The organism is Sphingobium sp. BHU LFT2, from assembly GCF_018604485.1.
Classification (GTDB): Bacteria; Pseudomonadota; Alphaproteobacteria; order Sphingomonadales; family Sphingomonadaceae; genus Sphingobium; species Sphingobium yanoikuyae_A.
The window spans coordinates 139945-164631 of the sequence record NZ_JAFCGW010000007.1; the positions used below are offsets into that span (position 1 = coordinate 139945).

A 24687-nucleotide genomic window follows, 5' to 3' on the forward strand; every position below is an offset into this window, starting at 1 on the left:
GCCGGGCCGCCGATCGATCCGCCCTAACACAGCTTGCTGAACAGGGCGACGGTCCGTTTAGGCTGCGTCACGATCCAGGGCCATAGCCAATTCAGCGGTCGAACAGCTTGATCTCCGCCAGCCGGATCGCCTTGCCCTGGGGCTGGCGCATCAGCACCCGCCACTGGCGCGCGGCGCGGCCGGCAAAGCGCAGGTCGGTCACGCCATTGGCGAGCGGCGCGCCCTTGGGCGTCGCGACATCGCGCCATTGGCCATCGACCATGGCCTGCAGGCGATAGGATTGCGGCACGGCAAACTGCTTGCCGTCGGCGAAGAAGGCGAGTTCGGCGCGGCCGATGGACACCGGTTTGCCCAGGTCAACGGCATACCATTGGTTGGCCTCTCCGGGCGCGGAGGACCAGCCATTGGGCAGTTCGGGGAAGAACCAGGTGCGGCCGTCGATCGCGTCATGGACATTTTCGGGGTCGGTGTTGCTGGATGCGCTGCCCATCGGGAACTGGCTACGCACCAGTTGCACGGCGCGGTTGATCGGCTGGGCGACGGGTGCATTGGCAACGCGCGCCACCGGCAGTTCGATCCGGCCCAATGTCTCGCGCCGGGCGACCTCCTTGCCGTCGACCTCGACCGACAGGCCCTTGCCCCGGCCATAATGGCTGCCGTCCGCGTCCCAGGTCACGGCGATGCGATGGCCATGATAGGGTATGTCCTGCGCGCGGAACCAGGCCAGCGCCTGCGGATCGCCGGCATCGGGCAGCAGCGGGTTCACCTCCAGCACATCGTCGGCGCGCGGACGGATGCCGACCAGACCACCCAGGATCAGGTCATTATAGCCCGAATGGAAATAATGATGGCTGCGATCGAGGCCGACGATCGGCTTGCCGGTTTCGGGATGATAATCCTCTTCCAGGTCGAGCCGGTCGCCCTGATAATGGAGCGCGGTATATTGGCGCAGCAGGCGCATATAGTCGCTGCGGGTCACAGGGCCCTGCTGGGCATGATGATCGAGCAGATTGGCCATGGCGATCAGCACCTGGGTCGTCTGATAGGGCCAGATCGGGCCGTTCCACTGGCATTCCGGCGCGTCGCCCAGATAGCGATATTGCCGCATATAATATTCGTAATTGGCCTCGACCGTGCGCATGCCCGCCTTGCCGGCGAGCGAGGCGGGGTCGAGCAGATGCGCCCAGGCGCCGGCATATTTGGCGTCGTCCGGGACCAGATCGAACATCCAGGGGAGATAGCCGACCAATTCGCGGTTGCGGATCGGATCCCAATATTTGACGTGCGGGTTCTTGCGACTTTGATGCCGGTCGATGAAATGGCCGAGCTTCTCGCTCCACAGGTCGGCAAGGACATGATCCTTCAGCGCCTGCGCGCGGGCCTCATATTCCTGCGCCATCGCGGTGTCGCCGGCCATGGTCGCCATCTTCGCCAGCGCGCGGGCATTGGCATACATGTAGCTGTTGACCGAGGGACGGAAGGCGTCGCCGCCACGGAAGCCGTCCTTGCCGCCCGAGGCGTCGATCGAGGAGACGGTATATTCGGTCGCGTCGAGCAGCGGCTCGACGAAATAGAGCCCCTTGTCGAAGTCGAACTTCTCGTCCCACAGGCGATAGATGTGGCGCATCACCGGCAGATGTTCGAGCACGCCTGCCTTGTCGCCATCGATCAGGTAACGGCCCCAGACTGAGTCCGCCATATAGTCGGTGAAGTGGCGGTCATTGCCGCCGCGATACATGAAGCGGATATAGTCGTCGGCAAAGCGCCGGTCGTTCAGCCAGCGACCTTCGGCCAGATGAAAGCCGGTCGCGTCGTTGAGGCTGGCATAAGGATGGCGCTGCCAGTCGACATCGTCGAAAAATTCGGTGGTGATATACCCTTCTTCGCCCAGATCGCGCTGATGCCCGCGATAGAGCTGCCAGCGATAATAATAGACGGCGTCGATCTTCGGGTCGGCGGATTCGAAGAAGGGGATGCGATCCTGATACCAGGGTGCGTCATTGCCGAAGCGCTGCACCGCGATGGCATGGGTATCGAGGCCGGCGGAGCGGGGAGGGGGCGAGGCGGCGCCCATGCCGATCATGGCAGCCCCTGCCAGCAGAAGCATCCTCATCGCGTGCATCGTCCGTCTCCCTATATCCTGAAACAAATATGGCGGCCGTTCCGGGGAGTTGGAGAGGTTTCCCGGAACGGCCGCCATGAAAATGGGGCGCAGCGAGGAGACGCCACGCCCCATCGGGCACTTATTTGAAGGTGTAGCGGACACCCAGCGCGAAGGTGCGCGACAACAGGGTGGTGCCCAGGTTGAACTGATCCGGGCCGCCGACATCTTCGAACTTATAGTAGGTCTGCTGCTTCGACTTGGTGAGGTTCACCGCGTCGAAGGTCACACCCAGGCGATCATTGACGTTCCAGGTGAGCTGGAGATCCAGGCTTTCCTCCGGGTTACGCCACACGCCGATCGGATTGGCGAACAGGCGTGCCTCGTTATTGGCGAGAAATTCCTTGCGCCAGATATAGGACAGGCGCGCGCCGATTGGACCATTATCATAGGCCAGGGTGGCGTTGTAGCTGAGGTCAGACACGCCGAAGAAGGACGAGCTTGCCTGACCGGTCACTTCGCCGGCCGAATTGGTGAGCGGGATATTCTGCTTGGAGTCGAGGACCGTGACGCTGCCCACGAAGCCCAGACCCTTGAGCGGACCCGGCAGATAGCTGGGGAAGTAAGTCAGGCCCAGTTCCAGCCCCTTGAGCACGCCGTCCGACGCATTGACCGGGCGGGTGATGGCGAAATAGTCCGTTGCGCCGGCTTCGATGCCGTTGTTCGGGATATATTCCATGACGGTCAGCGGAACGACCAGGCCGCTGATCTCGCGGCGGAAGCCCGTCAGCGTGATCGCGCTGTTGCGTTCGAAATACCATTCCAGCGCCACGTCGAAATTCTTCGAATGGGTCGGCGCCAGGCTGGCCGTGCCAGCGCTGCCGCTGCCATAGCCGACATTGGTGAGGTCACCGGTCAGGTTATAGTTCGGGTTGATATCGCCGAAGTTGGGACGACGCAGCGTTTCGCCATAGTTGAAGCGCAGGCGCAGATTGTCGAAGATTTCGTAGCGGGCGGTGAAGCTGGGCAGCCACTTGTCCGAGCCCTGCGACACACCAGTATGCGCGCCACCATTATAGCGGTCGAAGAAGTTGTAGTCGGTGTCGACCGTCACGTAGCGGACGCCAGCCTGCAGCTTGAGCGGACGGCCGAAGATCGAGACCTCGCCATCGGCCTGCACATACATGGCGATGGTGCTTTCATCGATGTCGAAGGTCTTCTGCAGCGACAACTGGTCGGAGGTCGGCAGGCCATAGAGGCCACGCACCAGATCCGCATTGTCATGCAACCAATAACCGTTGGCCAGCGTCCAGCTGGACGGCACGTCGGCGCGGCCCTGGTAGAAATCCTTGTTGGTGAAGGTGGCGCCTTCGCCCAGGCCGGCCAGGGTGGTCGCCACCAGCGGTGCGCCACGATCCTGCGTGCGCACGGCGTTCGATGCCTTGCGCTGGTCGATGCGAATGCCGGCCTTCAGCTGGCGGATGAAGCCTTCGTCCCAGGTGTAATAGCCATCGAGCGTGCCGGTGATGGCGCTGCCCTTGTCGCGGTTGGCATTGTCGTACATCTGCACAACGTTCCAGATGCTGGGGTCGTTCAGCAGGCTGTCGTCGCTGAAGTGGTAGGACGGGATGCCGCCACCAGCGTTGAAATCGACGTCGATCGAGCTGGCGACGCGGTCGGTGCGCATCGCGATGAAGGACGATTTCACCTTGCTGGTCTGGTAGGCGAGGTCGCCGACGATCTTGCCGCGATCGCCCAGATCCCACTTGCCGTTCAGGGCATAGACGAAGCTGTCGGTCTTCGACTTGTTGAAGTCGCCGCTGTTGAAGCCATAGACGTCGGCCACGCCGGTGCGCGACTTGACGATGTTGGTGCCTTCATAGGTTTCGACGGTGCCGGGGTTACCCCACCAGTCGACGAAGCTGAACTGCAGGCTGTTGAAGGTTTCGCCGCGATAGCCGGCATAGAAGACTTCAGCGGTGTAGACCGAGCTGCTGTTCGGTGCCCACTGCAGGGCGACGTTGAAGGACGGCCGTTCGCGCTTGCCATAGAGGTCGGAGCTGAACACGGCGTCGCGCGACAGGAGGTAGGGAACCTGCGCGCCGTTGATGTCGAGCGTCGAGCCAGCGGCGGTGGGCAGGCCGCGGTCTAGGCCGGGCTGCCAGTTCACATTGTCCGGGCCGGGGAAGATGCGTTCCAGACGCGAGAAGCCGTTGCCGGCTTCTGCGGCGAACGGCACCAGCGCGCCGGCCGTGACGGTCTGGTCGCGATATTTGGTGCGGGTGTAGCTGCCGTTCACCAGAATGCCGATGTCGCCGATGCCGGTTTCCCAGCGATCGCTGACCAGCAGTGCGACGTTCGGATTATAGGTGTCGGCCTGCTCATTATAGATGCCGCGGGCCAGGCCCGAAATGGCGAAGCCGTCGAAATCGAACGGGCGACGGGTCTGGACGTCGACCTGGCCGGCAAGGCCGGTTTCGATCTGGTCAGCCGAGCGGGTCTTGTAGACGTCGACGCGGTTGACGAGGTTGGCGGAGATATCCTGCAGCGAGAAGGACTGGCCGGCGGCGGTGAAGATGTTGCGACCGTTGAGGGTGGTCAGCGCGTCGGGCAGGCCACGGATCGAGATGCCGGCCGCTTCGCCGCCGGCGCGGTTGGTGACCTGGATGCCGGTCACGCGCTGGAGCGCTTCAATGACGTTATTGTCCGGCAACTTGCCGACATCTTCCGAGACGATCGAGTCGACGATCTGGGTCGAGTTCTTGCGGACGTTCAGGGCGCCGACGATCGATGCGCGCACGCCGGTGACGACGATGTCGGCGGATTCATCTGCCGGTGCGTCCTGTGCGATGGTCTGCGGAGCGGCGTCGGTCTGCGCGAAGGCGGCGCCCGACAGGGTCAGCGCGACAAGCGACGCAGAACAGAGTGCGATCGGCCGGATAGCCATTTTCAAGTCCTCCCCAAGGGGCTGGCCCGTTGCCATGCCCACGAATTACTCGGACTAATTATTTCCACATGCTGAGAAGCGCAAGTGAAATATTGGGTCGGGGTTGCGCTACGTGGCACCCATGTTGCAAATTTGCCGCAGGGATTCTGGCCCGGTTTTTCGGGTGTTTCAGGCTATAAAAAGCCGAAAGGCCATGGGCTTGCGCGGCTTTTGGCGGCGCGAGCCCATGGCCCTATTTGTCAGACTCGGCGATTCGCGCTCAGTCGGCGTACCATTGCGTGCGCGGGTCCTTGCTGCGCGCGAGGCCGATGCGGCCGTCGATCGCGGCGATATGCTTGCCGGCGACGGCGATGGTCGCGAAGCGCACCGTGCCCTGGGCGGCATCCTCGAACCGGACGAACTGGCTACGCAGCGCGAAATCGGCACTGCGATCATCCTTCATCAGGCTGACCGTGCCGTCCTTCGCTGCGACCAGATAATGGTCGGGCAGCAGGATGGGGGAGAGCATCACGCTCTTGGCGCCGGCGCGGCCGGGCGATTGGCGGAACTGGGTCTGGGCGAGCGCGGGATTGCCCGCGATCAGCTCCGTGCCCTGATGGGCCAGCAGCGCCTTGGGATCGGCAGCCGAGACGAACCGTTCGGGCATGGCGCCATTGCCCACGGGCACGCCGAAGTCGGGTGTGCCGTCGGCCTGGAAATAGAGGCGCTGGACGCGGGTGTGGCGGTCCGGGTTGAACAGCGGGTCGCCCTGGATCGCCTCATAGTCGCGGCCATGATAGACGAGGATGTCGCGGCCCTTCTCGTCCACGGTGAAGCTGTTGTGGCCGGGACCATAGACGCCGGTTTCGGTGCAGGTCTTGAACACCGGCTGGGGCGACTTGGTCCAGCTCTTGGGATCAAGCAGGTCGGCATTCTCGTCCGCGGTCAGCATGCCCAGGCAATAGCGCGCGTCGGTGGCGCTGGCCGAATAGGTCATGAACAGGCGGCCATTGCGATGCAGGACGGCGGGGGCTTCGGCCACCTTGTAGCCGCGCACTTCCCAGTCGAGGGTCGGCACCGTCAGGCGGGTCGCCTTGCCGGCCAGCTTCAGTGGCGATTCCAGCTTGGCGATGTAAAGGTTGCTGTTGGTGTTGATGCCCGGTTCCTTCTGGGCCCAGGCGAAATAGCGCACGCCCTTGTGGACGAAGCTGGTGGAATCGAGGTTGAAGCTATCCCAGGGGGCCTGGAACTCACCCAGCACGCTCCACTTGCCGGTCATCGGATCGGCGCCGTCGCACACCACGGCATAGGTGCGGATGCGGAACACGTCGTCGCCACCGCCGCTCGGGCCGGCAGCGAAATACATATACCATTTGCCGTCGATCTGGTGGAGTTCGGGCGCCCAGATGAAGCCGGAGCGCGGGCCGCTTGCCTCATGGCGCCACAGCACCGCCTCCTCGGCGGTGGCAAGGCCGGCCAGCGTCTTGGAGCGGCGCAGCACCAGACGGTCATATTCGGGCACCGATCCAGTCATGTAATAATAGCCGTCATCGTGCAGGAAGACCTGCGCGTCGGCGCGCTGCTTGACCAGCGGATTGACCGGCACCGGGGCCGCAACTGCCGGAGCGGCGGCACCGGCGCGGGCGGCGATCGGCGCGGCCGACAAGGCGGCAGTGCTGGCAAGGAAGCCACGGCGGGACAGGGCGAAATTCATTCTTCTCTCTCCTGATGCCGCGGCGGGACGCGGCGATAGTCAGACAATTGGATCAATAATCGGCAACGGGCCAGCCGTCAGCCCCCCAGCGCACCGGCGCAATGCGCAGGGTCGGGGCGCCGTTCGCCTGTTTGTCATAGGCATGGTAGACGACATAGTCCTTGCCATCGCGATCATGCAGCCAGCCGGCATGGCCGGGGCCACGGAAACGCTGCTGTTCCTGCAGGTCGGCGCGCAGGAAGATGCTGCCGCCGCCTTCCATCAGCGGGCTGCCGTCCTTGCCCAGATAGGGACCGGTGATGTCCTTGGAGCGGCCCATCACGGTGTAATAGGTGCTGTTCACGCCCTTGCAGCAATAGTCATAGCTGACCATCAGCCAATAATAGCCGCCATGGTCGACGATGAAGGGCGCTTCCACCGGCGCCGGGCCGCCGGCGGGGGCGGGGCGACGTGCGATCGAATAGGGCTTGGCCTTGGGATCCTTGGGCTTGCCGGTCCTGGGATCCAGCTCGAACAGCTTGATCCCGGTCCAGAAGCTGCCGAGGCTCAGCCAGTGGCGGCCATCGCGGTCGATGATGAAATTGGGATCGATCGCGTTATAATCATCCTCCCTGGTCGACATGACGACCAGCCCCTCGTCGCGCCAGCCGAAATTCTTCGCCTTGGGGTCGAGTGTCGGGCTGGTGGCAAGGCCGATGGCCGAGCGGTTCGAACCGAAGGTCGAGACCGAATAATAGAGGCGGTAGCGGCCGTTCACGAAGCTGATGTCGGGCGCCCACATGCCGTTGCTGCCGGGGATCGCCTGCTTGGCCCAGTCGGGCAGGGCGGTGAAGACGGGCTTGCCGGCGGTCCAGTGGACAAGGTCGGGCGAGGTTCGCGTCTCGATCAGTCGGTCGCCATGCCCGGTGCTGAAGACATGATAGGTGCCGCCTTCGCGGATGATGACGGGATCATGGGTTGGGACGAGGTCGCCGGTCAGCCGGTCGTTGAGCGTGGTCGCGGGCTGCTCGGTTGGCGCCTGCGCAATCGCACTGCCGGCCAGCAGGGCAAGGCTTGCCAAGGTGATGATGGTCTGCCGCATCTGCCGGCCTCTCCCCAAATTATCGGAAACGAAAAATGGGCGGGCAGCCCCGAGGAGCCGCCCACCCAGTTGGCGAAAAGCCTTATTGCAGTTCGAGCACGACCACCGACTTGGGCGGCAGCGCGACGGTCAGCGTGCCGCCGCTGACCTGTGCGCCGGTGAAGGCGACGGGCTTGACGGTTTCGGGCGCGTCGAACGTGTTGTGCGAATTGATCGCCGACGCCGTCAGGATACGACCGGTGACGCCGCTGGCGCTCAGGCCATCGAGCTTCACGGTGACGGTGTTGGTCTGGTTCGGGTCGAGGTTCGACAGGCCGACATGGACCTTGCCGTCCTTGCCCTTGACCGCCGAGCCGCTGACCGCCGGCATCGTGTACTGATCCTTCGCATACCAGGGCGTCTGGATGTCGATCGGCAGCACGGTGGCGTCCTGCCAGGGCTTGTACATCTCGAAGACATGATAGGTGGGCGTCAGCACCATCTTCTTGCCGTCGGTCAGGATCATCGCCTGCAGCACGTTCACCATCTGCGCGATCGCCGTCATGCGGACGCGGTCGGCATGCTTGGCGAAGATGTCGAGATGGATCGAGGCGATCAGCGCGTCGCGCAGCGTGTTCTGCTGGCGCAGGAAGCCAGGATGCGTGCCCGGATCCTGGGCATACCAGGCGCCCCATTCGTCGACCGCCAGGAAGACGCGCTTCTTGGGATCATATTTGTCCATGATCGCGCTGTGCTTGGTGATCAGCTCGTCCATGTGCATCGCGCCGTTGAGCGCGTCGGCCCAGCCATTTTCGTCGAAGTCGACGGCGGGAGCGCGCGGCGGCCAGCCACCGGCGGGATGGACATAATAATGGAGCGAGACGCCATCGAGCTTGTCGCCCGCGACACGCATCATGGTTTCGGTCCAGTTATAGTCGTCGACATTCGCGCCGGCGGCGACCTTCATGATCTTGGTGCCGGCAGGCGCCTTGACGAAGGTGGCATAGCGACGGGTTTCGTCGGCGGCGAATTCGGGGCGCATGTTGCCACCGCAACCCCACAGCTCGTTGCCGATGCCGAAATAGGGAACAGCCCAGGGTTCCTTATGACCGTTCTTGGCGCGCAGTTCGGCAAGGCTGCCGGCGGGCGCGGTCATATATTCGACCCATTCGGCCATTTCCTGCGGCGTGCCGTTGCCGACATTGCCGGCGATATAGGCTTCGGCGCCGACCTGGCGCAGCAGTTCGAAAAATTCGTGCGTGCCGACGGTGTTCGGTTCGGTCACGCCGCCCCAATGGGTGTTGACCTTGACCGGGCGGTCCTTCTTGGGGCCGATGCCTTCACGCCAATGATATTCGTCGGCGAAGCAGCCGCCGGGCCAGCGGATCACCGGCACCGACAGGTTGCGCAGCGCGGCCACGACGTCGTTGCGGAAGCCGTTGGTGTTGGGGATGGACTTGTCGTTGCCGACCCACAGGCCGCCATAGATGCCATTGCCCAGATGCTCGGCAAACTGGGTGAAGACGCGCTTGTCATAGACGGCGCCGGGCTGGTCGGCATGGATCGTCGCCGTGGTCGGCTTGCCGCCGGTCTGGGCGTGCGCGGCCGGCGCGAGCGCGGTGGCGCACAGCAGCAGCGCGGCCGTGGTACGGCGCAGGGCTTTCAACATTCCTCTCTCCTCTCGAATGTCAGTCGTGAAATGCGTCGGTGGTTTCCCGCTTGCCGCGCAGGAAGGCGTCGGCGACCAGGCGCAGCGGGTCGGTATCGACATCGCTGCGGCCGCCGCGGATCAATGTGGCGAAGCGGCTGTAGAGGCCGGCATATTCGATATCCTCGCCATGTTCGGTGCCGCTGGGCAGCGACAGCACGGCGCCTCCATGGCTGAGCTTCAAGGGTCCGGCATCGGTCTCGACGATGATGTCCCAGCTTTGCGGGCCGGTCTGGCGCCAGTCGAGATCCATGTGGATTTCGGCGCCAGCGGTGTCGCGGAACAGGATGTCGGCGGCGATCGGCGCTGCGCGGTTTTCCGGCAGCACCAGGGTCGCGTCCTTCAGGAAGAAGGGGCGCGGCAGGATATGGGTCGCGATCGACAGGGCGTTGATGCCGGGGTCGAACACGCCGAGGCCGCCGGGCTGCCAGATCCAGGCCTGGCCCGGATGCCAGACGCGGACATCCTCACGCCAGATGATCGACACCTTGTCGATCCGCCGTTCGGCGAGCCAGGCGCGGGCCGGAGCGACGCCGGCGGCAAAGCGCGAATGCCAGGCCGCGAACAGGCTGGCCCCGACCTTGTCGGCACGGGCGCTGAGCGCGGCCACTTCGGCCAGGGTCGCGCCGGGCGGCTTTTCCAGGAAGACATGGATGCCCTTGGCCAAAGCCTGCGCTGCCAGGTCGTAACGGACCTGGGGCGGGGTGCAGAGTGCGACCGCATCGACGGCCGGACCCTGTTCCAGCAAGTCGTCCAGGCTGGCATGGTGCGGCACGCCGTCCAGCCCGGCATCATGCGGGCTGACCGTCGCGGCAAGACTGAACGCGCTGTTCCCACGGATGGCGGGGACATGCTGGTCGCGTGCAATCTTGCCGATGCCGATGATCGCGATGCGGATCGGGTCCATCGCTTCAGAGCGCCTGTACGGTCACTTCGACAGGTTCGGCGCGCTTGAGCGCATTGCGCACCGGCAGGGTGAACGGCGCAGCGATGATTTCGAACACGTCGCCTTCCTGCGTCTGCACGCCGTCGCTGAAGGACAGGGTGGCGGTGCCGAAGAAATGGACATGGACGTCGCCGGGACGGCGGAACAGGTCATATTTGAAATGATGATGTTCCAGATTGGCGAAGCTGTGCGACATATTGCCTTCGCCCGACAGGAACGGCTTTTCCCAGATGGTCTGGCCGTCGCGCAGGATGCGGCTGGTGCCCTCGATATGCTCGGGCGGCGTGCCGACCAGCAGTTCCGGGCCAAGCGAGGCCTGGCGCAGCTTGGAATGGGCGAGCCACAGATAATTGTGACGCTCGGTCACATGGTCGCTGAACTCGTTGGCGAGCGCGAGGCCGAGGCGATAGGGCATGCCGTCGGAGCCGATGATGTAGATGCCGGCGATTTCCGGTTCCTCGCCGCCATCCTTGGCAAAGGCGGGCATGGTGAGCGGATCGGTCGGGCCGACGAGCTGCGAGCCGTCACCCTTGTAGAACCATTCGGGCTGCTGGCCGGTCTGGCCGGCGGCGGGCTTGCCGCCCTCCAGCCCTTCCAGGAACATGCGCATCGAATCGGTCTGCTTTTCGGCAGCGGCCGCCTCGCGGTGCATCTTGTCGCGACCCTCGGCCGAGCCGAGATGGGTGAGGCCGGTGCCGGTCAGCTGGATATGGGCGCCATCCTCATGGTCGATCGGGGCGAGCAGTTCGCCGGCCTCGAAAGCGACACCGATGTTGACAGCATCACCCTTGCCTGCGGCGGCGACCGCTTCGGCCAGGCTGATCTTGCGGTCGATGGCATGCAGCGCGAGCGCGCGGATGCTGTCGAAACCGGGAACGAAATGGGCGGTGTCACCTTCGGCCGCGATCACGGACCGGACGCCGTTTTCGGCGCGGTGCTGCAACAGACGCAATGTCATGAAAAACTCTCCTCCCGCGCGCCGATCCATGGCGCTGGTATTGGCTAGACAATCCCGCTTTGCGCCAAGCTGGCGCGCTGCCTGGAAAGGTCGGGCAATCAGCCGAATGGTGGCCGCCTTTTCCCTTTCCATCCCTTAATTACTCCGACATATTACAGGAAGATGGTAATGGCAATGATTGTCTTTTAAGAAGAGCCATGCCTGATGAGGGGCAGGCCGAGAGGAGCGTGAATGGAACAGGGGAAGCCGCCCGGAAATGGGGCAGGGGCGGACAATGGCGGAGGGGTGGCCAAGCCGACGCGCGGCCCCGGTCGCCGGCTGCATGGCGCGATCGCGCACAAGCTGGGCATGGCGATCTTGTCCGGCCAATATCAGCCCGGCGACACGCTGTCGGGCGAAGTCGCCTTTGCCGAGGAACTGGAAGTATCGCGCAGCGCCTATCGCGAGGCGATCCAGGTGCTGACCGCCAAGGGGCTGGTGGAAAGCCGGCCCAAGGCGGGCACCCGCGTGCTGCCACGCAATCGCTGGAACCTGCTGGACCCCGAAGTGCTGGCCTGGGCCTTTGCCGGCGAACCCGACATCCAGTTCGTGCGCGACCTGTTCGAACTGCGTGCCATCGTCGAGCCGGCAGCGGCGCGGCTGGCGGCGATGCGGCGCGACAAGGAGGATCTGCGCATCATGAAGGATGCGCTGACCGCGATGCGCCGCCATACGCTGGCGACCGAGGCGGGGCGCGCGGCCGACCGCGATTTCCACAATGCGATCCTGAACGCGACGCGCAATGATGCCTTGCTGACGCTGACTGCCAGTATCGGCGCTGCGGTCAACTGGACCACCCAGTTCAAGCAGCGCGCCCGTGCCCTGCCGCGCAACCCGATTCCCGACCATGTGCGTGTCTATGACGCGATCGCGGCGGGCGATCCGGTCGCGGCGGCCGAGGCGATGGGCGTGCTGGTCGACCTGGCGCTGGAGGACACGGCGAGCACGATGGGGCGCTGAGGCGTCTGACGAAAAATGCGCGGAAGAGCGCATTTTTTTGGAACCTCACCTGCCCACGCCCCCACCCGGCCGCCCAGACATGGTATCCTGATGGGAGGCCGGGTGGGGGTGCGGGCCGGTGCGGTAGCTAACAAAACAACCCAAAGAAAAAGGCCGAGGTGGCGATCCACCTCGGCCTTTTCTGTTTGGGGCCAAGCCTGACGCTTAGTGCAGTTCCGGTTCCGGCAGCGCCTGCGTCGTCTTCGATCCCCACAGGGCGTAGAAGAGGACATAGAGTTCGCAGGCGGCGGTCAGCAGGAAGCTGGTCTGCAGGCCATAATGGTCCGCCATCCAGCCCTGCACCACGACCAGTGCGCCGCCGGCAATCGCCATCACCAGCAGGCCCGAACCTTCTTCGGTCAGCGGGCCAAGGCCCTTGATGCCGAGGGTGAAGATGGTCGGGAACATGATCGAGTGGAACAGGCCGACCAGGATCAGCGACCACATGGCGACCGGTCCGGTGGTGAAGACGGTGACCATCATCACGATGAAGGCGCCGACCGAGAAGGCGGCGAGCACATGGCCCGCGTCGAACTTCTGCATGATCGCCGAGCCGGCAAAGCGGCCGACCATCATGCCGCCCCACAGCAGCGACAGATAATTGCCGGCCTGTTCATGGGTCAGGTTGGCGATGGTGGGCTGGCTGACGAAATTGACGAACAGGTTGGCGACGCCGATTTCCGCGATCAGATAGATGAAGATCGCCGGGATGCCGAACACCAGGTTGCGGTGCGACCAGAGCGAATGCTTCTTGCGCTCTTCCTTGGCGAGGCGCGAGGTCGCGCTGCCCATGGCGGGCAGGGGGAAGCGGGCGATGACGAAGGCCAGCACCACCAGCACGATCGCGACCAGCACATAGGGCAGGATCACCGACTGGGCGTCGGCCAGGCGTTCGGCCTGGGTCAGGACGACTTCGCCCTGCGCCGTGCCGGCCTTCGACCGGCCGAGGATCAGATAGGCGCCGAACATCGGGGCCAGCATCGTGCCGGCCGAGTTCATCGCCTGCACCAGGTTGAGGCGCGACGAGGCGGTTTCCGGTTTGCCGACGACCGCGACATAGGGGTTGGCGGCGACCTGCAGCAGGGTGATGCCGCTAGCGATCACGAACAGCATGACCAGGGTCACGCCATAGGAGGGAATGGAGGCGGCGACCGTCATGCCCAGCGCGCCGGCGGCCATGATCAGCAGGCCGATCACCAGCGACTTCTGATAGCCGACCCGCTCGATCAGCTTGGCCGAGGGAATCGAGGCGACGAAATAGGCGATGAACCAGACCGATTCGATCAAGGTCGTCTGGGTATAGCTCAACTCGAACACGCTGCGCAGATGCGGCAGCAGCGTGTTGTTGATGACGGTGATGAAGCCCCACATGAAGAAGAGGCTGGCCAGCAGCGCGAGCGCGGGCCCATAACGCGTGCCGGGGTTATGCGTTGCGACCGGCGCAGCGCCTGAGGAAATCGGTCCTGCCATTCATCCTTCTCCAGTGCAGTTCCACTAGCTGACGAGACCGATCTAGGGTTGCGTCCGCTTATTTTGTCGGAGTATATCCCCCGTAACCGCCCGTCAATGGGCGTAGGTTTCACGAGAGGAAGTCCATGCGAAAGGTCGTCGATTTGAAAACAACGCTGTCATACGCACTGGCCCTGTCGCTCGCAAGCGGCACGGCGATGGCGGCGGATGCCAGCCGCGCGCCGGCCGGCAAGCTGGCGGACGGCACCGCGATCGAGACGATCACGCTGAGCAACAGCCATGGCGTGTCGGCCAAGATCCTGAGCTATGGCGCGACGCTCCAGTCGCTGTCCGGCCCGGACAAGGACGGTAAGAGCGCCGACGTGCTGCTGGGCTATGACGATCTGGCCGGCTATGTCGACCATCCCAACTTCTTCGGCGTGACCGTGGGCCGCTATGCCAACCGCATCGCCGGCGGCAAGTTCAGCCTCGACGGCAAGGCCTATCAGCTGCCGCTCAACGATAAGGTCAACTCGCTGCATGGCGGCGGCAAGGGCTTCGACAAGCAGGTGTGGAAGGTCGTGTCGGTCAAGAGCGGCCCGGTCGCGACCCTCGTCCTGTCGCTGGTCAGCCCCGATGGCGATTCGGGCTATCCCGGCAAGCTGGACGTCACCGTCACCTATACGCTGGACGAGAGCGGCAATCTGGGCATCGCGTTCGACGCGAAGACCGACAAGCCGACCATCGTCAACATGACCAACCATGCGATCTTCGACCTGGGCGGCGAAGGCTCGACCGACGGCGCGCTGGGCCATGTGCTGACGATTCCGGCCAAGGCCTATACCCCGGTCGATGCCAATCTGATCCCGACCGGCGAACTGAAGCCGGTGGACGGCGGCGTGTTCGACTTCCGCAATGGCCGCCGCGTCGCCGACGGCATCCGCGATGGCCATGATGCGCAGATCATCGCGGGCCGTGGCTACGACCATAATTTCGCGCTCGACAAGGGGCTGACCAAGACGCCGGGCCTTGCCGCGCGTCTGGAAGATCCGGCATCGGGCCGCGTCCTCGAAGTGCTGACCACCGAGCCGGGCGTGCAGTTCTATACCGGCAATTTCCTGGACGGCACCTTCATCGGCAAGAACAGCCATGTGTATCGCATGGGTGACGGCATCGCGCTGGAACCGCAGAAATTCCCCGACTCGCCCAATCAGCCGAGCTTCGTTTCGGCGCGGGTCGATCCGGGCAAGCCCTATCATCACCAGATGGTCTACCGCCTGTCGGTGAAGCGCTGACATGACCGCCTGGCGCAAGATCGAACGCGGCGAGATCCGCGACACGCTGGGGGAGGGGACGCTCTGGTCCGCCCGTGAAAATGCGGTCTATTGGGTCGATATCCTGGCCCCGGCGCTCAACCGGCTGTCGCTCGACGATGGCCAGGTGTCGCGCTGGGCCATGCCCGAACCGCTTGGCTGGGTGGCCGAGCGGGCGCGGGGCGGCTTCATCGGCGGTTTCCAGAGCGGCTTTGCCAGCTTCACGCTGGACCCGCTGGCGATCACGCCGATCCATGATCCCGAACCGCATCTGCCCGGCAATCGCATGAACGATGGCAAGGCGGACAAGGATGGCCGCATCTGGTGCGGCACGATGGACATGGCTGAAGGGCAGGATGTCGGCGCGCTCTATCGCCTCGATCCCGATGGTTCGGTCACGGTGATGGACGATGGCTATCGCGTGCCCAACGGCCCGGCCTTCTCGGCCTGTGGCGAATATCTCTATCATAGCGATACCGGCCGCCGGATCATGTATCGCTTCCGCCGCGGCGCGGATGGCGCGATTCACGATCGCCAGCCCTTCATCACCTTCACCGAAGCCGATGGCCATCCCGATGGCATGACGGTGGATGCCGAAGGCTATTTGTGGGTGGCCCATTGGGGCGGTTCGCGGATCAGCCGCTTCTCGCCCGAGGGTAAGCTCGATCGGGCGATCGAACTGCCGGCCAAGCAGGTGACCAACATCACCTTCGCCGGTCCCGACCTCGACCGCATGTTCGTCAGTTCGGCCGCGATCGGCCTGCCCGAATCCGACTATGACGGCGCCTTCTTCGAGGTGGAATGCGGTGTGAAGGGCCTGCCGACCAATCTCTACGCCGGCTGATACAAGCCGACCGACAGAAAATAAGCCGCCGGCCTGCAAGGGCTTGGCGGCTTTTTTCATGTCCTGCGACGAGCCGTGGCAAATCGCTGTTGCAACCCCTGCGGCTACGCGCTAATGCGCAGGACAACGTTGTCACTCCCCTCTCCAAAAGGGTGGCAATGCTTCATCCCGGTCGATGGCCGGCGACTGCACGCGCTACGCTGTCGGCCGGGATGTGCCTTTTCCCTGAAATCGCTGGAAAATCGGGCGCTGCTCAGGCGGGGCGGCGCAGGCGCAACGTCGCGCGCAGGCCTGGGGCGGCATCGCCCAGCAGAAGCGCGCCATGATGCAGCCGTGCCACGGCCTCGACCAGCGACAGGCCCAGCCCCGATCCGGGCTTGGTGCGCGACGGGTCGAGTCGGCCGAAGCGCTTCATTGCTGCCTCATGCTGGTCGGCGGGAATGCCCGGCCCATTGTCGCTGACGGAGATGGTCAGCGCGTCGCCATCCATCGCGGCATCGAGCGCGATACGATCGCCGCCCTCGGCATATTTCAGCGCATTCTCGATCAGATTGGCGATCGCCTGGCTCACCAGTTCGCGGTGAAGCGGGAAGGCGAGGCCAGCGGGGGCCGCGACATGGAGGGTGAAGCCGCTATCCTCGATCAGCGGGCCATAGACTTCGGCCAGATCCTCCAGCAGTTCGGCGATCGCCGTGTCGCGCATCCGGTCGCTGCCGAAACCGGCCTCGGTACGGCTGATGAGCAGGGCGGTCGAGAGCATCCCCTGCAGCGTCTGCGCCTCGCGATGGACCTTTTCCAGCGCGTCGAGCGCCTGGTCGTCGCGGGTCTGGGTGCTGGCCTGCTCCACCACCGAGAGCAGGCGGGTGACGGGGGATTTGAGGTCATGGGCCAAGCCGTCGGTCATCATCCGCAACTGGCTGACCAGCGCGTCGATCCGCTCCAGCATGGCATTGATCGACAGGCCCAGCCGATCGAAGGCGTCGCCGCTGCCGTCGGTGGCGACCCGGCGATGGAAGGCGCCGACCGCGACCGCATTGGCGGTGTCGGCGATCGCGGAGATCTGGCGCGTCAGCACCCGGCCGAGCAGGATCGCGATGATGAGGGTGAGCAGCAGGCTCATCAGGAAGGCGATGGTCAGCGCCTCCTCATAGATGCGGGTCAGTTGCAGGCTGTGGGACGTGACGATGCCGGCTAGCAGGCGGCCGCCATCGGGCAGGCGGGATGTGCTGACGCCGATCGGCTCGGGCTGTTCGCCGCCGATGCGATACAGCTCGATCGTGCGCCAGGGGGTATTGTCGGTTATGGTCGTCGGCCAGGCGCCCAGATTGCCCGCGACGATCCGCCCCTGCGCGTCGGTCAGCAACAAGACGATGCGCTCGCTGCGCACCGTGGGCAGGCGCCGTTCGATATCCTGCCGCAGCCCGGCCGCGCCGCGCTCCCGCGCGACCCGCAGCAATTCGTCGCGCAGGTCATGGACGGCATCGCGGTCGGCGGCGACGACGGTGCGCTGGCTCGCCTGCTGCACGAACAGCAGCACGCCGCCGGTCACCAGGAACTGGCAGAGGAAGGCGAGCCCGACGAAACGGCCGATGGTCGACCGGGCAAAGCCGCGCCAGCCGGTCGCAGCCCCGGCCCGCGCCTCCACCTCAGCCATCGAGACCCAGGCGGTAGCCCATGCCGCGTACCGTATGCAGCAGCGGCCGGTCCGATACGTCGTCCAGCTTGCGGCGCAGGCGGCTGATATGCACGTCGATCACATTGGTGCCGGGGTCGAAATGATAGTCCCACACGCCTTCCAGCAACATGGTGCGGGTGACGACCTGGTCGGGGTGGCGCAGGAAGAATTCGAGCAGGCGAAATTCGCGCGGTTGCAGGTCGATCGCCTTGCCGGCGCGCTTCACCCGGCGGGCGAGCAGGTCCATGTCGAGATCGTCATAGCGCAGGCTGGTGACGACCGCGGCATTGCCGCCGGCCTTGCGCAGCAGCAACTGCACGCGCGCCAGAAGTTCGGCAAAGGCGAAGGGCTTGGTCAGATAATCGTCGGAGCCGCTGGTGAGACCCTCGACCCGATCCTCGGGCGTGCCGAGCGCGGAGAGGAAGATGACCGGGGTTTCGATGCTGGCGGCACGCAGCGCCTTCAGCATCGCCATGCCGTCCATCGCTGGCATCATCCGGTCTAGGATGATCGCGCCATAGCTGCCGTCGCTGGCGAGGAACAGACCGTCACGGCCATTATCGGCCTGATCGACGGTAAAGCCCGCCTCGGTCATGCCCTTGACGATATAGGCGGCGGTGGCGGCATCATCCTCCACCACCAGAATCTTGTGGCTCATGCGCGCGGCCCCCTAATCTGGCGAACGGTCGAGCGCCACCATGCGGACGGCATCCTGATGCCGCAAGCCCAATATGAGATGGGCGTTGCCATGCTGGCTGAGATAGGCATTGGCCTGGTCCAGCGAGGCGATCGGCGTGCCGTCGATACGGATGAGGTCGTCGCCCACGGCGATGCCGGCGCGGGCCGCCGGGCCGCTCGATTCCATGCTGGTGACGACAAGGCCGGTGCCGGCCGGCTCGGCATTTTCCAGCGTCAATCCGGGCAGTAATTGGGCACTCGCGCCCGACACGCTGCCATGATCCTCCGCATCGCGGCGGACATGCAGGAAGAAGGCGCCGCTCATCAACGCCGCACACAGCGCCAGGCCGATCAGCAGGCGGCTGGTTGCGGTCTTGTCTATGCGCGGGGCCTCCATGTTCCTGGCCATGTCCTGAGCTGTCTTTGCGGGTAGAATGGGCGAGGCGGGGTTGCGTGTCATGTTACACTTTGTTCATGCCGGGAGCCGCCGCAGCCGGCGTGACCGAGACGCGACCCGACCGCTCCAGCTTGCCCCATCCCACGACCCAGCCGCCAATGGCCGATGCGATCGCGCGCACCACCACCCAATACATGATCTGACGATAGACGAAGCGCTGGGCAACCAGCAGATGGGCGGGGTAGCGCACCTTGTTGCCGTCGAGCCGATAGGCCATCCAGCCGCAGGCAATATCGATGCCGGTGAACACCAGCCAGTAGAGCGCCATGGTCGCGACGTCGCCGCTGGTCTGGGCCCAGCCATGCTGCTGCACGCGCAGGATCGTCCCGGCGATCGACAGCAGCAGCGCCAGATCGATCAGCGGCGAGATGGCGGCAAAGACGATCTGGAACAGCCAGGCCTGCGGCATACCGACCAGCGCGAGGCCGGTCGGCTTGCGGCTGCGCAGGATGGCGGCATGTTTCCACAGGCATTGCAGCGTGCCGAAGGCCCAGCGATAGCGCTGCTTCGACAATGCCCTGAAGCTTTCAGGCGCCTCGGTCCAGGCGACCGCCTCGGGATCGAAGGTGACGCGCCAACCGGCGCGCTGGATCGCGATGGTCAGATCCTGATCCTCGGCCAGCGTATCTTCGGGATAGCCGCCCACGGCGTCCAGCGCCGTCCGGCGCCAGGCACCGACGGCGCCGGGCACCACGGTCATGGCGTCGAAGCCGGCGAGCGCGCGCCGCTCCAGATTCTGCGCGGTGATATATTCCAGCGCCTGCCAGCGGGTGACGAGATTGACCCGGTTGCCGACACGGGCGTCGCCAGCCACCGCGCCGATCGCCGGATCGGCGAACCAGCGCGCCAGCCGCGCGATCGTCAGCGGCTCGAACTGGGTGTCGGCGTCGAGCGCGATCAATATCTCGCCGCTCGCCTCCGTCAGGGCGCGGTTGAGCGCCGCCGCCTTGCCGCCATTCTGCAAGGTCAGCAGGGTGACGCGCGGATCGTCGGCAAAGGCGCGGGCGACGATGGCGCTGGTCTCGTCCTTCGACCCGTCGTCGGCGACGATCAACTGCAATGCGGGATAGTCGCTGGCCAACACGCGCCGTACCGACGCTTCGATAACACGCGCCTCATTATAGGCGGGGATGATGACCGAGACGGTCGGCTGATAGACGGGCGGGGCCGGTCGGTCGCGACGGGTCTGGAACCAGGCGAGGAAGGTCATCAGCAGCGCGCGGGCAATGCCGAGCGAGATGGCGACGTAGAAGATCCAGCCGAGCACGGCGGAGATGACGGCGAGCGTGATGAACATGCCGACATCGACGCGCACGGCGGTCAGGTCGCCGGCACGGACCGGCGGCATCGCCGCTTCGCGCGACAGACCGGCAAGGCGGGACACCGGTACGAAGCGATAGCCTTCCTTCTGCAGGGTGGTGATGATCTGCGGCAGGGCCGCGACCGTCTGTGACCGTTCGCCGCCACCATCATGCAGCAGGATGATATTCCCGGACCGCTCGGCATCGGCGGCATGGACCTGATCGATCACCTGGCGGACGATCGTATCGGTGCCCGGCCGCTGCCAGTCATTGGGATCGACGTGCAGGCCGACGACGGTATAGCCCGCCTTCTGCGCCGCCAGCGCCGGCCCCAGTTCGTCCGCCGTGGTCGGTTCGGCGTCGCCGAAATAGGGCGCGCGGAACAGCTTCATGCTGCGCCCGGTATAGGCCTGGACCAGCCGCTGGGTGGCGTTGAGTTCCAGGCGGGTGCTCTCGTCCGACCAGGTGGCGAGGTTGGGATGGCTGTAGCTATGGTTGCCGATCTCGTCGCCGTCGGCGACGATCCGCTGCAACAGGCCGGGATGCTCCAGTGCATTTTCGCCGATGACGAAGAAGGTGCCGGGCACATGATGCTGTTCCAGCACCGACAGGATTTTCGGCGTCCAGGTCGCGTCCGGGCCGTCGTCGAAGGTCAGCGCCAGCATCTTGGGCTGAGCGCCGCCGGTCCGCCGCACCTGATAGGGGGTGGGCAGGACATGATAGGTTTCGCGCAGGATCGTCCCCTGCGGGCCGAAGGCGATCGAGCGGCTGCCATCGGTCGGCGTTGCGGTGATGCGCAATATCTCGCCCGATCCCTCGACATCGGTGTCGAGCTTGCTCGCGACCTGGCGCAGATCGGGCCGGCCGCCGTTGCGGAAGGCGGTGAGATCGGACCAGATGCCCGGATCCTCGCTGCCCAGCCGCCACAGCGCCACGCCCTGGATGCCCAGACGGCGCAGCGCCTGCAACTCGTTCCAGCTGGCGGCGGCGTCGAGCATCCAGACCTGATGGCGATGGCCGTCATCATCATAGGCGAAGCCGGCATTGCCGCTGGCGGGATCGAAGCTGAGCGGGGCGTCGCTGTCATGGGCGGCGAGCCAGGCCTCGTCGAGCGACAGGGCATCGGCGCCGTCATCATGCCAGTCATAGCCATAGCTGCCGAGCGCGACGATGATGCGATCGCGGCCGATGCGGCGGCTGGCATCCTCGACCGCGCGGGCGAACCAGTCCTGCGCGGCGATCGGGCCGGGCGTGCCGCCCTGCCAATGCTGGTCATAGGCCATGAAGATGACATGGTCGGCAATTTGGCCGAGGCGGGCGAGCGGCCAGTCCTCGCCGGCGGGAGCGGTGACGGCCAGCTTGGCGCGGGCGGGCAGGTTGCTGCGCAGCTGACGCAGGAAATGGAGATAGGCGGGCAGCGCGCCGGACGGCAGCGATTCAAAGTCCATCACCAGTCCGGCATCATGATGCGCCGCGACCGAGGCGGCGAGCCGCTGGGCGAGCTGGCGGCTGGCGGCAGGATTGGCGAGCAGGCGGGCGGTGCCGGCGCCGTTCCAGCCATGGGCATCCAGATTCTGGACCATCGGCAGCAGCTTGGGCGGTCGGCCCATGCTGGCGATCATCTGGTCGAGGCGCGGGTCGGCATGGAAACGGGGCGCGGGATCGCTGCCCGGCACGGTCACCAGGGCGGGCACGACCCAGTCGAGCTGGCCGACATGACGACGCAGTGAGGCGATGCTGCTTTCGTCATCGGGGACGTAGAAGCCGACATTGAGCGGGCGGGCCTGTGCGGCATGGCCGGGCCAGCGCGGCAGCCATTTGGACAGGTCATGGCGCAGCCGCGACATGCCGGTCAGATGCGCGGCGCGTGGCTGGGGCAAAGGCAGCGCCAGATCGCCTTCCGACGGGACAGCGATCAGCGTCGTCGCAAAGGCGATGGTGGCGGCGATGATGGCGCACAGCAGGGCGGCGAGGGCGCGCCGCGCCCAGATGCCGCGCCGGCCGGTGGGATCGAAGAAAATGGGTCTGGTCATGGCCTGTGGTCCGCGCGTCGCTACTCCTCTGCGACGATGACGCGGCAATAGGCCGGCCCGGCTTCCCGCCGGATGATCCCATCATGAAATCTTGGTCATGAACCTCATCGCGCGGTCCAGCGATCGGCCAGGCGCACCGGCTTCCACAGGTCGGGGCCCATCAACAGCAGCGCCATCCCGATGCTGGCAGACAGAAAGGCCAGCGCGGCAAGCGACAACTGGCCGATGGTGATCGATGGATGGCCATGGGCGAGCGCAGCCAGGGCGCGCCCTTCGGGCCGGAGCGTGGTTAGCAAGGCGAGGCCGAGCAGGCGCAGGCCGATCTTCAAGGTCCAGCGGGGACGCCAATTGTGCATCGCGTGCCGCCTCCGTTGCGGCGGCATCGCAATTAAGCGGACGGGCATAGGGATGCGAGACAGGGAACCGGCAGATTGCGTAGGGATTTCATAGCATTTGAAGCTGATGCAGGCCGCCTGGGCCGGAATCATATGCGAATCCTATGCCGGGGAGGGCAGACCCCTATGGTTTTCAAATGGCCTTTCATGGCATGGCGGCCCGATAGAAAGACGAAGGGCACGCATGATGACTGAACAGGGGGATCCGGCCGGAGGCCAGGATCGCACGCCGCATGGCCGACCGGCTGCGCTTGCGCTCGGTGCGCTGGGCGTGGTGTTCGGCGACATCGGCACCTCGCCGCTCTATGCGCTCAAGGAAAGCTTCGTCGGCCATCACCCGCTGACGGTCGATCCGCTGCATATCTATGGCGTCCTCTCGCTGATCTTCTGGACGATGACGCTGATCGTCACCGTCAAATATGTGTTCATCGTCATGCGCGCCGACAATGATGGCGAAGGCGGCAGCATGGCGCTGCTGGCGCTGATCGGCCGGCGATTGGGGGAGACGCGCTGGACCCCGGCGATCGCGATGCTGGGCGTGCTGGCGACCGCGCTCTTTTATGGCGACGCGATCATCACGCCGGCCATTTCGGTGCTGTCGGCGGTCGAGGGCCTGACCATCGTGCAGGCGAGCCTGGCGGATATGGTGCTGCCGATCGCAATCCTGATCCTGATCGCATTATTCCTGATCCAGCGCTTCGGCACGGCGATGGTCGGCATGGCCTTCGGCCCGATCATGGCGATCTATTTCATCACGCTCGCAGCGCTCGGCATCGCCAATGTGGTGCAGCACCCGGAAATCATCGGCATCGTCAATCCGCTCTGGGCGATCCGCTTCTTCGCGATCGACCCCAGGCTCGCCTTCCTGGCGCTCGGCTCGGTCGTGTTGGCGGTGACCGGCGCGGAGGCGCTCTATGCCGATATGGGCCATTTCGGACGCAAGGCGATCAGCATCGCCTGGCTCTATGCCGCCTTCCCCTGCCTGATGCTCAACTATCTGGGGCAGGGGGCATTGCTGCTCGACAATCCGGCGGCGGCGCAAAATCCCTTCTTCCTGATGGCGCCGGACTGGGCGCGGCTGCCGCTGGTGATCCTGGCCACCATGGCGACGATCATCGCCAGCCAGGCGGTGATCTCGGGCGCATTCTCCGTCACGCAGCAGGCGGTGCAACTGGGCTTCCTGCCTCGCCTGCGCATCCTCCACACCAGCGCTTCGGCGGCGGGGCAAATCTATGTGCCGCTCATCAACTGGCTGCTGCTGATCTTCGTCATCCTGCTGGTGCTGGGCTTTGGCAACAGCAGCAACCTGGCGGCCGCCTATGGCATCGCAGTGACCGGCACGATGGTCATCACCGCCTGCATGCTGGGCGTGCTGACCTTCAGCGTATGGCGCTGGCCACTGCCGGCGGCGGCGGGCGTCACCGGCCTGTTCCTGATCATCGACGGCGCCTATTTCGCGTCGAACGTGACCAAGATCCCCGATGGCGGCTGGTTCCCGTTGCTGGTCGCGGCGGTGGTCTTCACCGTGCTGACCACCTGGGCGACCGGGCGGCGGATCATGCGCCATTATCTGCGCGAAGGGGCGATGGAGCTGGACCTGTTCGTGCGATCGACGCTGGCCTCGCTCAAGCGCGTGCCGGGGACGGCGATCTTCCTGTCCTCCACCACCGACGGCGTGCCGCCGGCACTGCTGCACAATGTGAAGCATAACAAGGTGCTGCACGAACGGGTCATCATCCTGACCGTGCGCACCCAGGGCGTGCCGCATCTGCCGCTGCAGGGGCGCACGACGGTGGAGGATCATGGATCGGGCTTCTACCGGCTGATCCTGCGCCATGGCTTCATGGAGGATGTGGATATTCCGGCGGCGATGAAGTCGGTCCACGACTGTGGCGGGCCGATCAGCGTCAAGGACACGAGCTATTTCCTCAGCCGCCAGACGCTGATTCCGTCGGAACGGCCGGGCATGGCGATGTGGCGCGAAAAGCTGTTCGCCTGGATGATCCGCAATGCGGAAAGCCCGATGGCCTTCTTCAACCTGCCGACCAACCGCGTGGTCGAGCTGGGGTCGCAGATCGAGATCTAGAGCCT

17 protein-coding genes are annotated in these 24687 nt (G+C 65.1%); 4 read left to right on the plus strand and 13 right to left on the minus strand.

The annotated features are described in order from the left end of the window. Positions 1-91: 91 nt before the first annotated feature. From JQK15_RS15100 to araD1, 7 genes are all read right to left on the minus strand, one after another. A complete protein-coding gene (locus tag JQK15_RS15100) occupies positions 92-2113 on the minus strand; it encodes an MGH1-like glycoside hydrolase domain-containing protein (RefSeq protein WP_251007765.1) in 2022 nt (673 codons plus the stop codon). Positions 2114-2243: 130 nt separating this feature from the next. After that, complete coding sequence (locus JQK15_RS15105) at positions 2244-5048, minus strand: TonB-dependent receptor (protein WP_004208501.1); 2805 nt, start codon at positions 5046-5048, stop codon at positions 2244-2246. Positions 5049-5307: 259 nt separating this feature from the next. Next, complete coding sequence (locus JQK15_RS15110) at positions 5308-6741, minus strand: glycoside hydrolase family 43 protein (protein ID WP_214866265.1); 1434 nt, start codon at positions 6739-6741, stop codon at positions 5308-5310. A gap of 52 nt (positions 6742-6793) precedes the next feature. After that, on the minus strand, positions 6794-7822 hold the full coding sequence (locus JQK15_RS15115; RefSeq protein WP_214866266.1) for an arabinan endo-1,5-alpha-L-arabinosidase: 1029 nt from the start codon (positions 7820-7822) through the stop codon (positions 6794-6796). 82 nt (positions 7823-7904) lie between these two features. Beyond that, complete coding sequence (locus JQK15_RS15120) at positions 7905-9470, minus strand: alpha-N-arabinofuranosidase (RefSeq protein ID WP_069337960.1); 1566 nt, start codon at positions 9468-9470, stop codon at positions 7905-7907. A gap of 19 nt (positions 9471-9489) precedes the next feature. Then, a complete protein-coding gene (locus JQK15_RS15125) occupies positions 9490-10416 on the minus strand; it encodes a Gfo/Idh/MocA family protein (RefSeq protein ID WP_214866267.1) in 927 nt (308 codons plus the stop codon). A 4-nt stretch (positions 10417-10420) separates the two neighbouring features. Next, positions 10421-11413, minus strand: a complete 993-nt coding sequence (gene araD1, locus JQK15_RS15130; protein WP_214866268.1) for an AraD1 family protein — start codon at positions 11411-11413, stop codon at positions 10421-10423. Positions 11414-11644: 231 nt separating this feature from the next. On the opposite strand from araD1, the gene JQK15_RS15135 reads away from it, so the two are divergent. After that, positions 11645-12412, plus strand: a complete 768-nt coding sequence (locus JQK15_RS15135; RefSeq protein ID WP_214866269.1) for a FadR/GntR family transcriptional regulator — start codon at positions 11645-11647, stop codon at positions 12410-12412. Positions 12413-12616: 204 nt separating this feature from the next. On the opposite strand, the gene JQK15_RS15140 is transcribed toward JQK15_RS15135, so the two are convergent. After that, positions 12617-13921 carry a sugar MFS transporter gene (locus JQK15_RS15140; protein WP_004208494.1) on the minus strand — a complete coding sequence of 435 codons (1305 nt, stop codon included), beginning with the start codon at positions 13919-13921 and terminating at the stop codon, positions 12617-12619. A gap of 125 nt (positions 13922-14046) precedes the next feature. Between JQK15_RS15140 and JQK15_RS15145 the strand changes: the two genes are divergently transcribed. Continuing rightward, positions 14047-15195, plus strand: a complete 1149-nt coding sequence (locus JQK15_RS15145) for an aldose epimerase family protein (RefSeq protein WP_214866270.1) — start codon at positions 14047-14049, stop codon at positions 15193-15195. 1 nt (position 15196) lies between these two features. Beyond that, the gene (locus JQK15_RS15150; protein WP_214866271.1) at positions 15197-16057 is read left to right on the plus strand and encodes an SMP-30/gluconolactonase/LRE family protein; all 861 of its coding nucleotides are present in this window, start codon (positions 15197-15199) and stop codon (positions 16055-16057) included. Between the two features lie 253 nt (positions 16058-16310). On the opposite strand, the gene JQK15_RS15155 is transcribed toward JQK15_RS15150, so the two are convergent. The 5 genes from JQK15_RS15155 to JQK15_RS15175 all read right to left on the minus strand — a co-directional run bounded on the left by JQK15_RS15155 (position 16311) and on the right by JQK15_RS15175 (position 22557). After that, positions 16311-17711, minus strand: coding sequence for a sensor histidine kinase (locus JQK15_RS15155; protein WP_214866272.1), 1401 nt, complete (start codon positions 17709-17711; stop codon positions 16311-16313). Further along, positions 17704-18390: a winged helix-turn-helix domain-containing protein gene (locus JQK15_RS15160; RefSeq protein ID WP_004208490.1), complete on the minus strand. Its 687-nt coding sequence runs from the start codon at positions 18388-18390 to the stop codon at positions 17704-17706. Before JQK15_RS15160 ends, JQK15_RS15155 begins: the two co-directional genes overlap by 8 nt. Positions 18391-18402: 12 nt before the next feature. Then, on the minus strand, positions 18403-18819 hold the full coding sequence (locus tag JQK15_RS15165) for a PDZ domain-containing protein (protein ID WP_230588519.1): 417 nt from the start codon (positions 18817-18819) through the stop codon (positions 18403-18405). Positions 18820-18871: 52 nt separating this feature from the next. Beyond that, complete coding sequence (locus JQK15_RS15170; RefSeq protein ID WP_214866273.1) at positions 18872-22201, minus strand: trifunctional glycoside hydrolase family 18/polysaccharide deacetylase/glycosyltransferase family 2 protein; 3330 nt, start codon at positions 22199-22201, stop codon at positions 18872-18874. Between the two features lie 104 nt (positions 22202-22305). Beyond that, positions 22306-22557 carry a hypothetical protein gene (locus JQK15_RS15175; RefSeq protein ID WP_214866274.1) on the minus strand — a complete coding sequence of 84 codons (252 nt, stop codon included), beginning with the start codon at positions 22555-22557 and terminating at the stop codon, positions 22306-22308. Between the two features lie 226 nt (positions 22558-22783). Here JQK15_RS15175 and JQK15_RS15180 point away from each other — a divergent pair, with 226 nt between their 5' ends. After that, complete coding sequence (locus JQK15_RS15180) at positions 22784-24682, plus strand: potassium transporter Kup (protein WP_214866275.1); 1899 nt, start codon at positions 22784-22786, stop codon at positions 24680-24682. The last annotated feature ends 5 nt before the right edge of the window (positions 24683-24687 follow it).

Excerpts from the sequence above, each read along its gene's own strand:
- JQK15_RS15120 (WP_069337960.1), bottom strand. The coding sequence starts at position 9,470 with ATGTTGAAAGCCCTGCGCCGTACCACGGCCGCGCTGCTGCTGTGCGCC.
- JQK15_RS15100 (WP_251007765.1), bottom strand. The coding sequence starts at position 2,113 with ATGAGGATGCTTCTGCTGGCAGGGGCTGCCATGATCGGCATGGGCGCC.
- JQK15_RS15115 (WP_214866266.1), bottom strand. The coding sequence starts at position 7,822 with ATGCGGCAGACCATCATCACCTTGGCAAGCCTTGCCCTGCTGGCCGGC.
- JQK15_RS15180 (WP_214866275.1), top strand. The coding sequence starts at position 22,784 with ATGACTGAACAGGGGGATCCGGCCGGAGGCCAGGATCGCACGCCGCAT.
- araD1 (WP_214866268.1), bottom strand. The coding sequence starts at position 11,413 with ATGACATTGCGTCTGTTGCAGCACCGCGCCGAAAACGGCGTCCGGTCC.
- JQK15_RS15175 (WP_214866274.1), bottom strand. The coding sequence starts at position 22,557 with ATGCACAATTGGCGTCCCCGCTGGACCTTGAAGATCGGCCTGCGCCTG.
- JQK15_RS15145 (WP_214866270.1), top strand. The coding sequence starts at position 14,047 with ATGCGAAAGGTCGTCGATTTGAAAACAACGCTGTCATACGCACTGGCC.
- JQK15_RS15160 (WP_004208490.1), bottom strand. The coding sequence starts at position 18,390 with ATGAGCCACAAGATTCTGGTGGTGGAGGATGATGCCGCCACCGCCGCC.
- JQK15_RS15140 (WP_004208494.1), bottom strand. The coding sequence starts at position 13,921 with ATGGCAGGACCGATTTCCTCAGGCGCTGCGCCGGTCGCAACGCATAAC.
- JQK15_RS15155 (WP_214866272.1), bottom strand. The coding sequence starts at position 17,711 with ATGGCTGAGGTGGAGGCGCGGGCCGGGGCTGCGACCGGCTGGCGCGGC.
- JQK15_RS15165 (WP_230588519.1), bottom strand. The coding sequence starts at position 18,819 with ATGGCCAGGAACATGGAGGCCCCGCGCATAGACAAGACCGCAACCAGC.
- JQK15_RS15105 (WP_004208501.1), bottom strand. The coding sequence starts at position 5,048 with ATGGCTATCCGGCCGATCGCACTCTGTTCTGCGTCGCTTGTCGCGCTG.
- JQK15_RS15125 (WP_214866267.1), bottom strand. The coding sequence starts at position 10,416 with ATGGACCCGATCCGCATCGCGATCATCGGCATCGGCAAGATTGCACGC.
- JQK15_RS15150 (WP_214866271.1), top strand. The coding sequence starts at position 15,197 with ATGACCGCCTGGCGCAAGATCGAACGCGGCGAGATCCGCGACACGCTG.
- JQK15_RS15135 (WP_214866269.1), top strand. The coding sequence starts at position 11,645 with ATGGAACAGGGGAAGCCGCCCGGAAATGGGGCAGGGGCGGACAATGGC.
- JQK15_RS15170 (WP_214866273.1), bottom strand. The coding sequence starts at position 22,201 with ATGACCAGACCCATTTTCTTCGATCCCACCGGCCGGCGCGGCATCTGG.
- JQK15_RS15110 (WP_214866265.1), bottom strand. The coding sequence starts at position 6,741 with ATGAATTTCGCCCTGTCCCGCCGTGGCTTCCTTGCCAGCACTGCCGCC.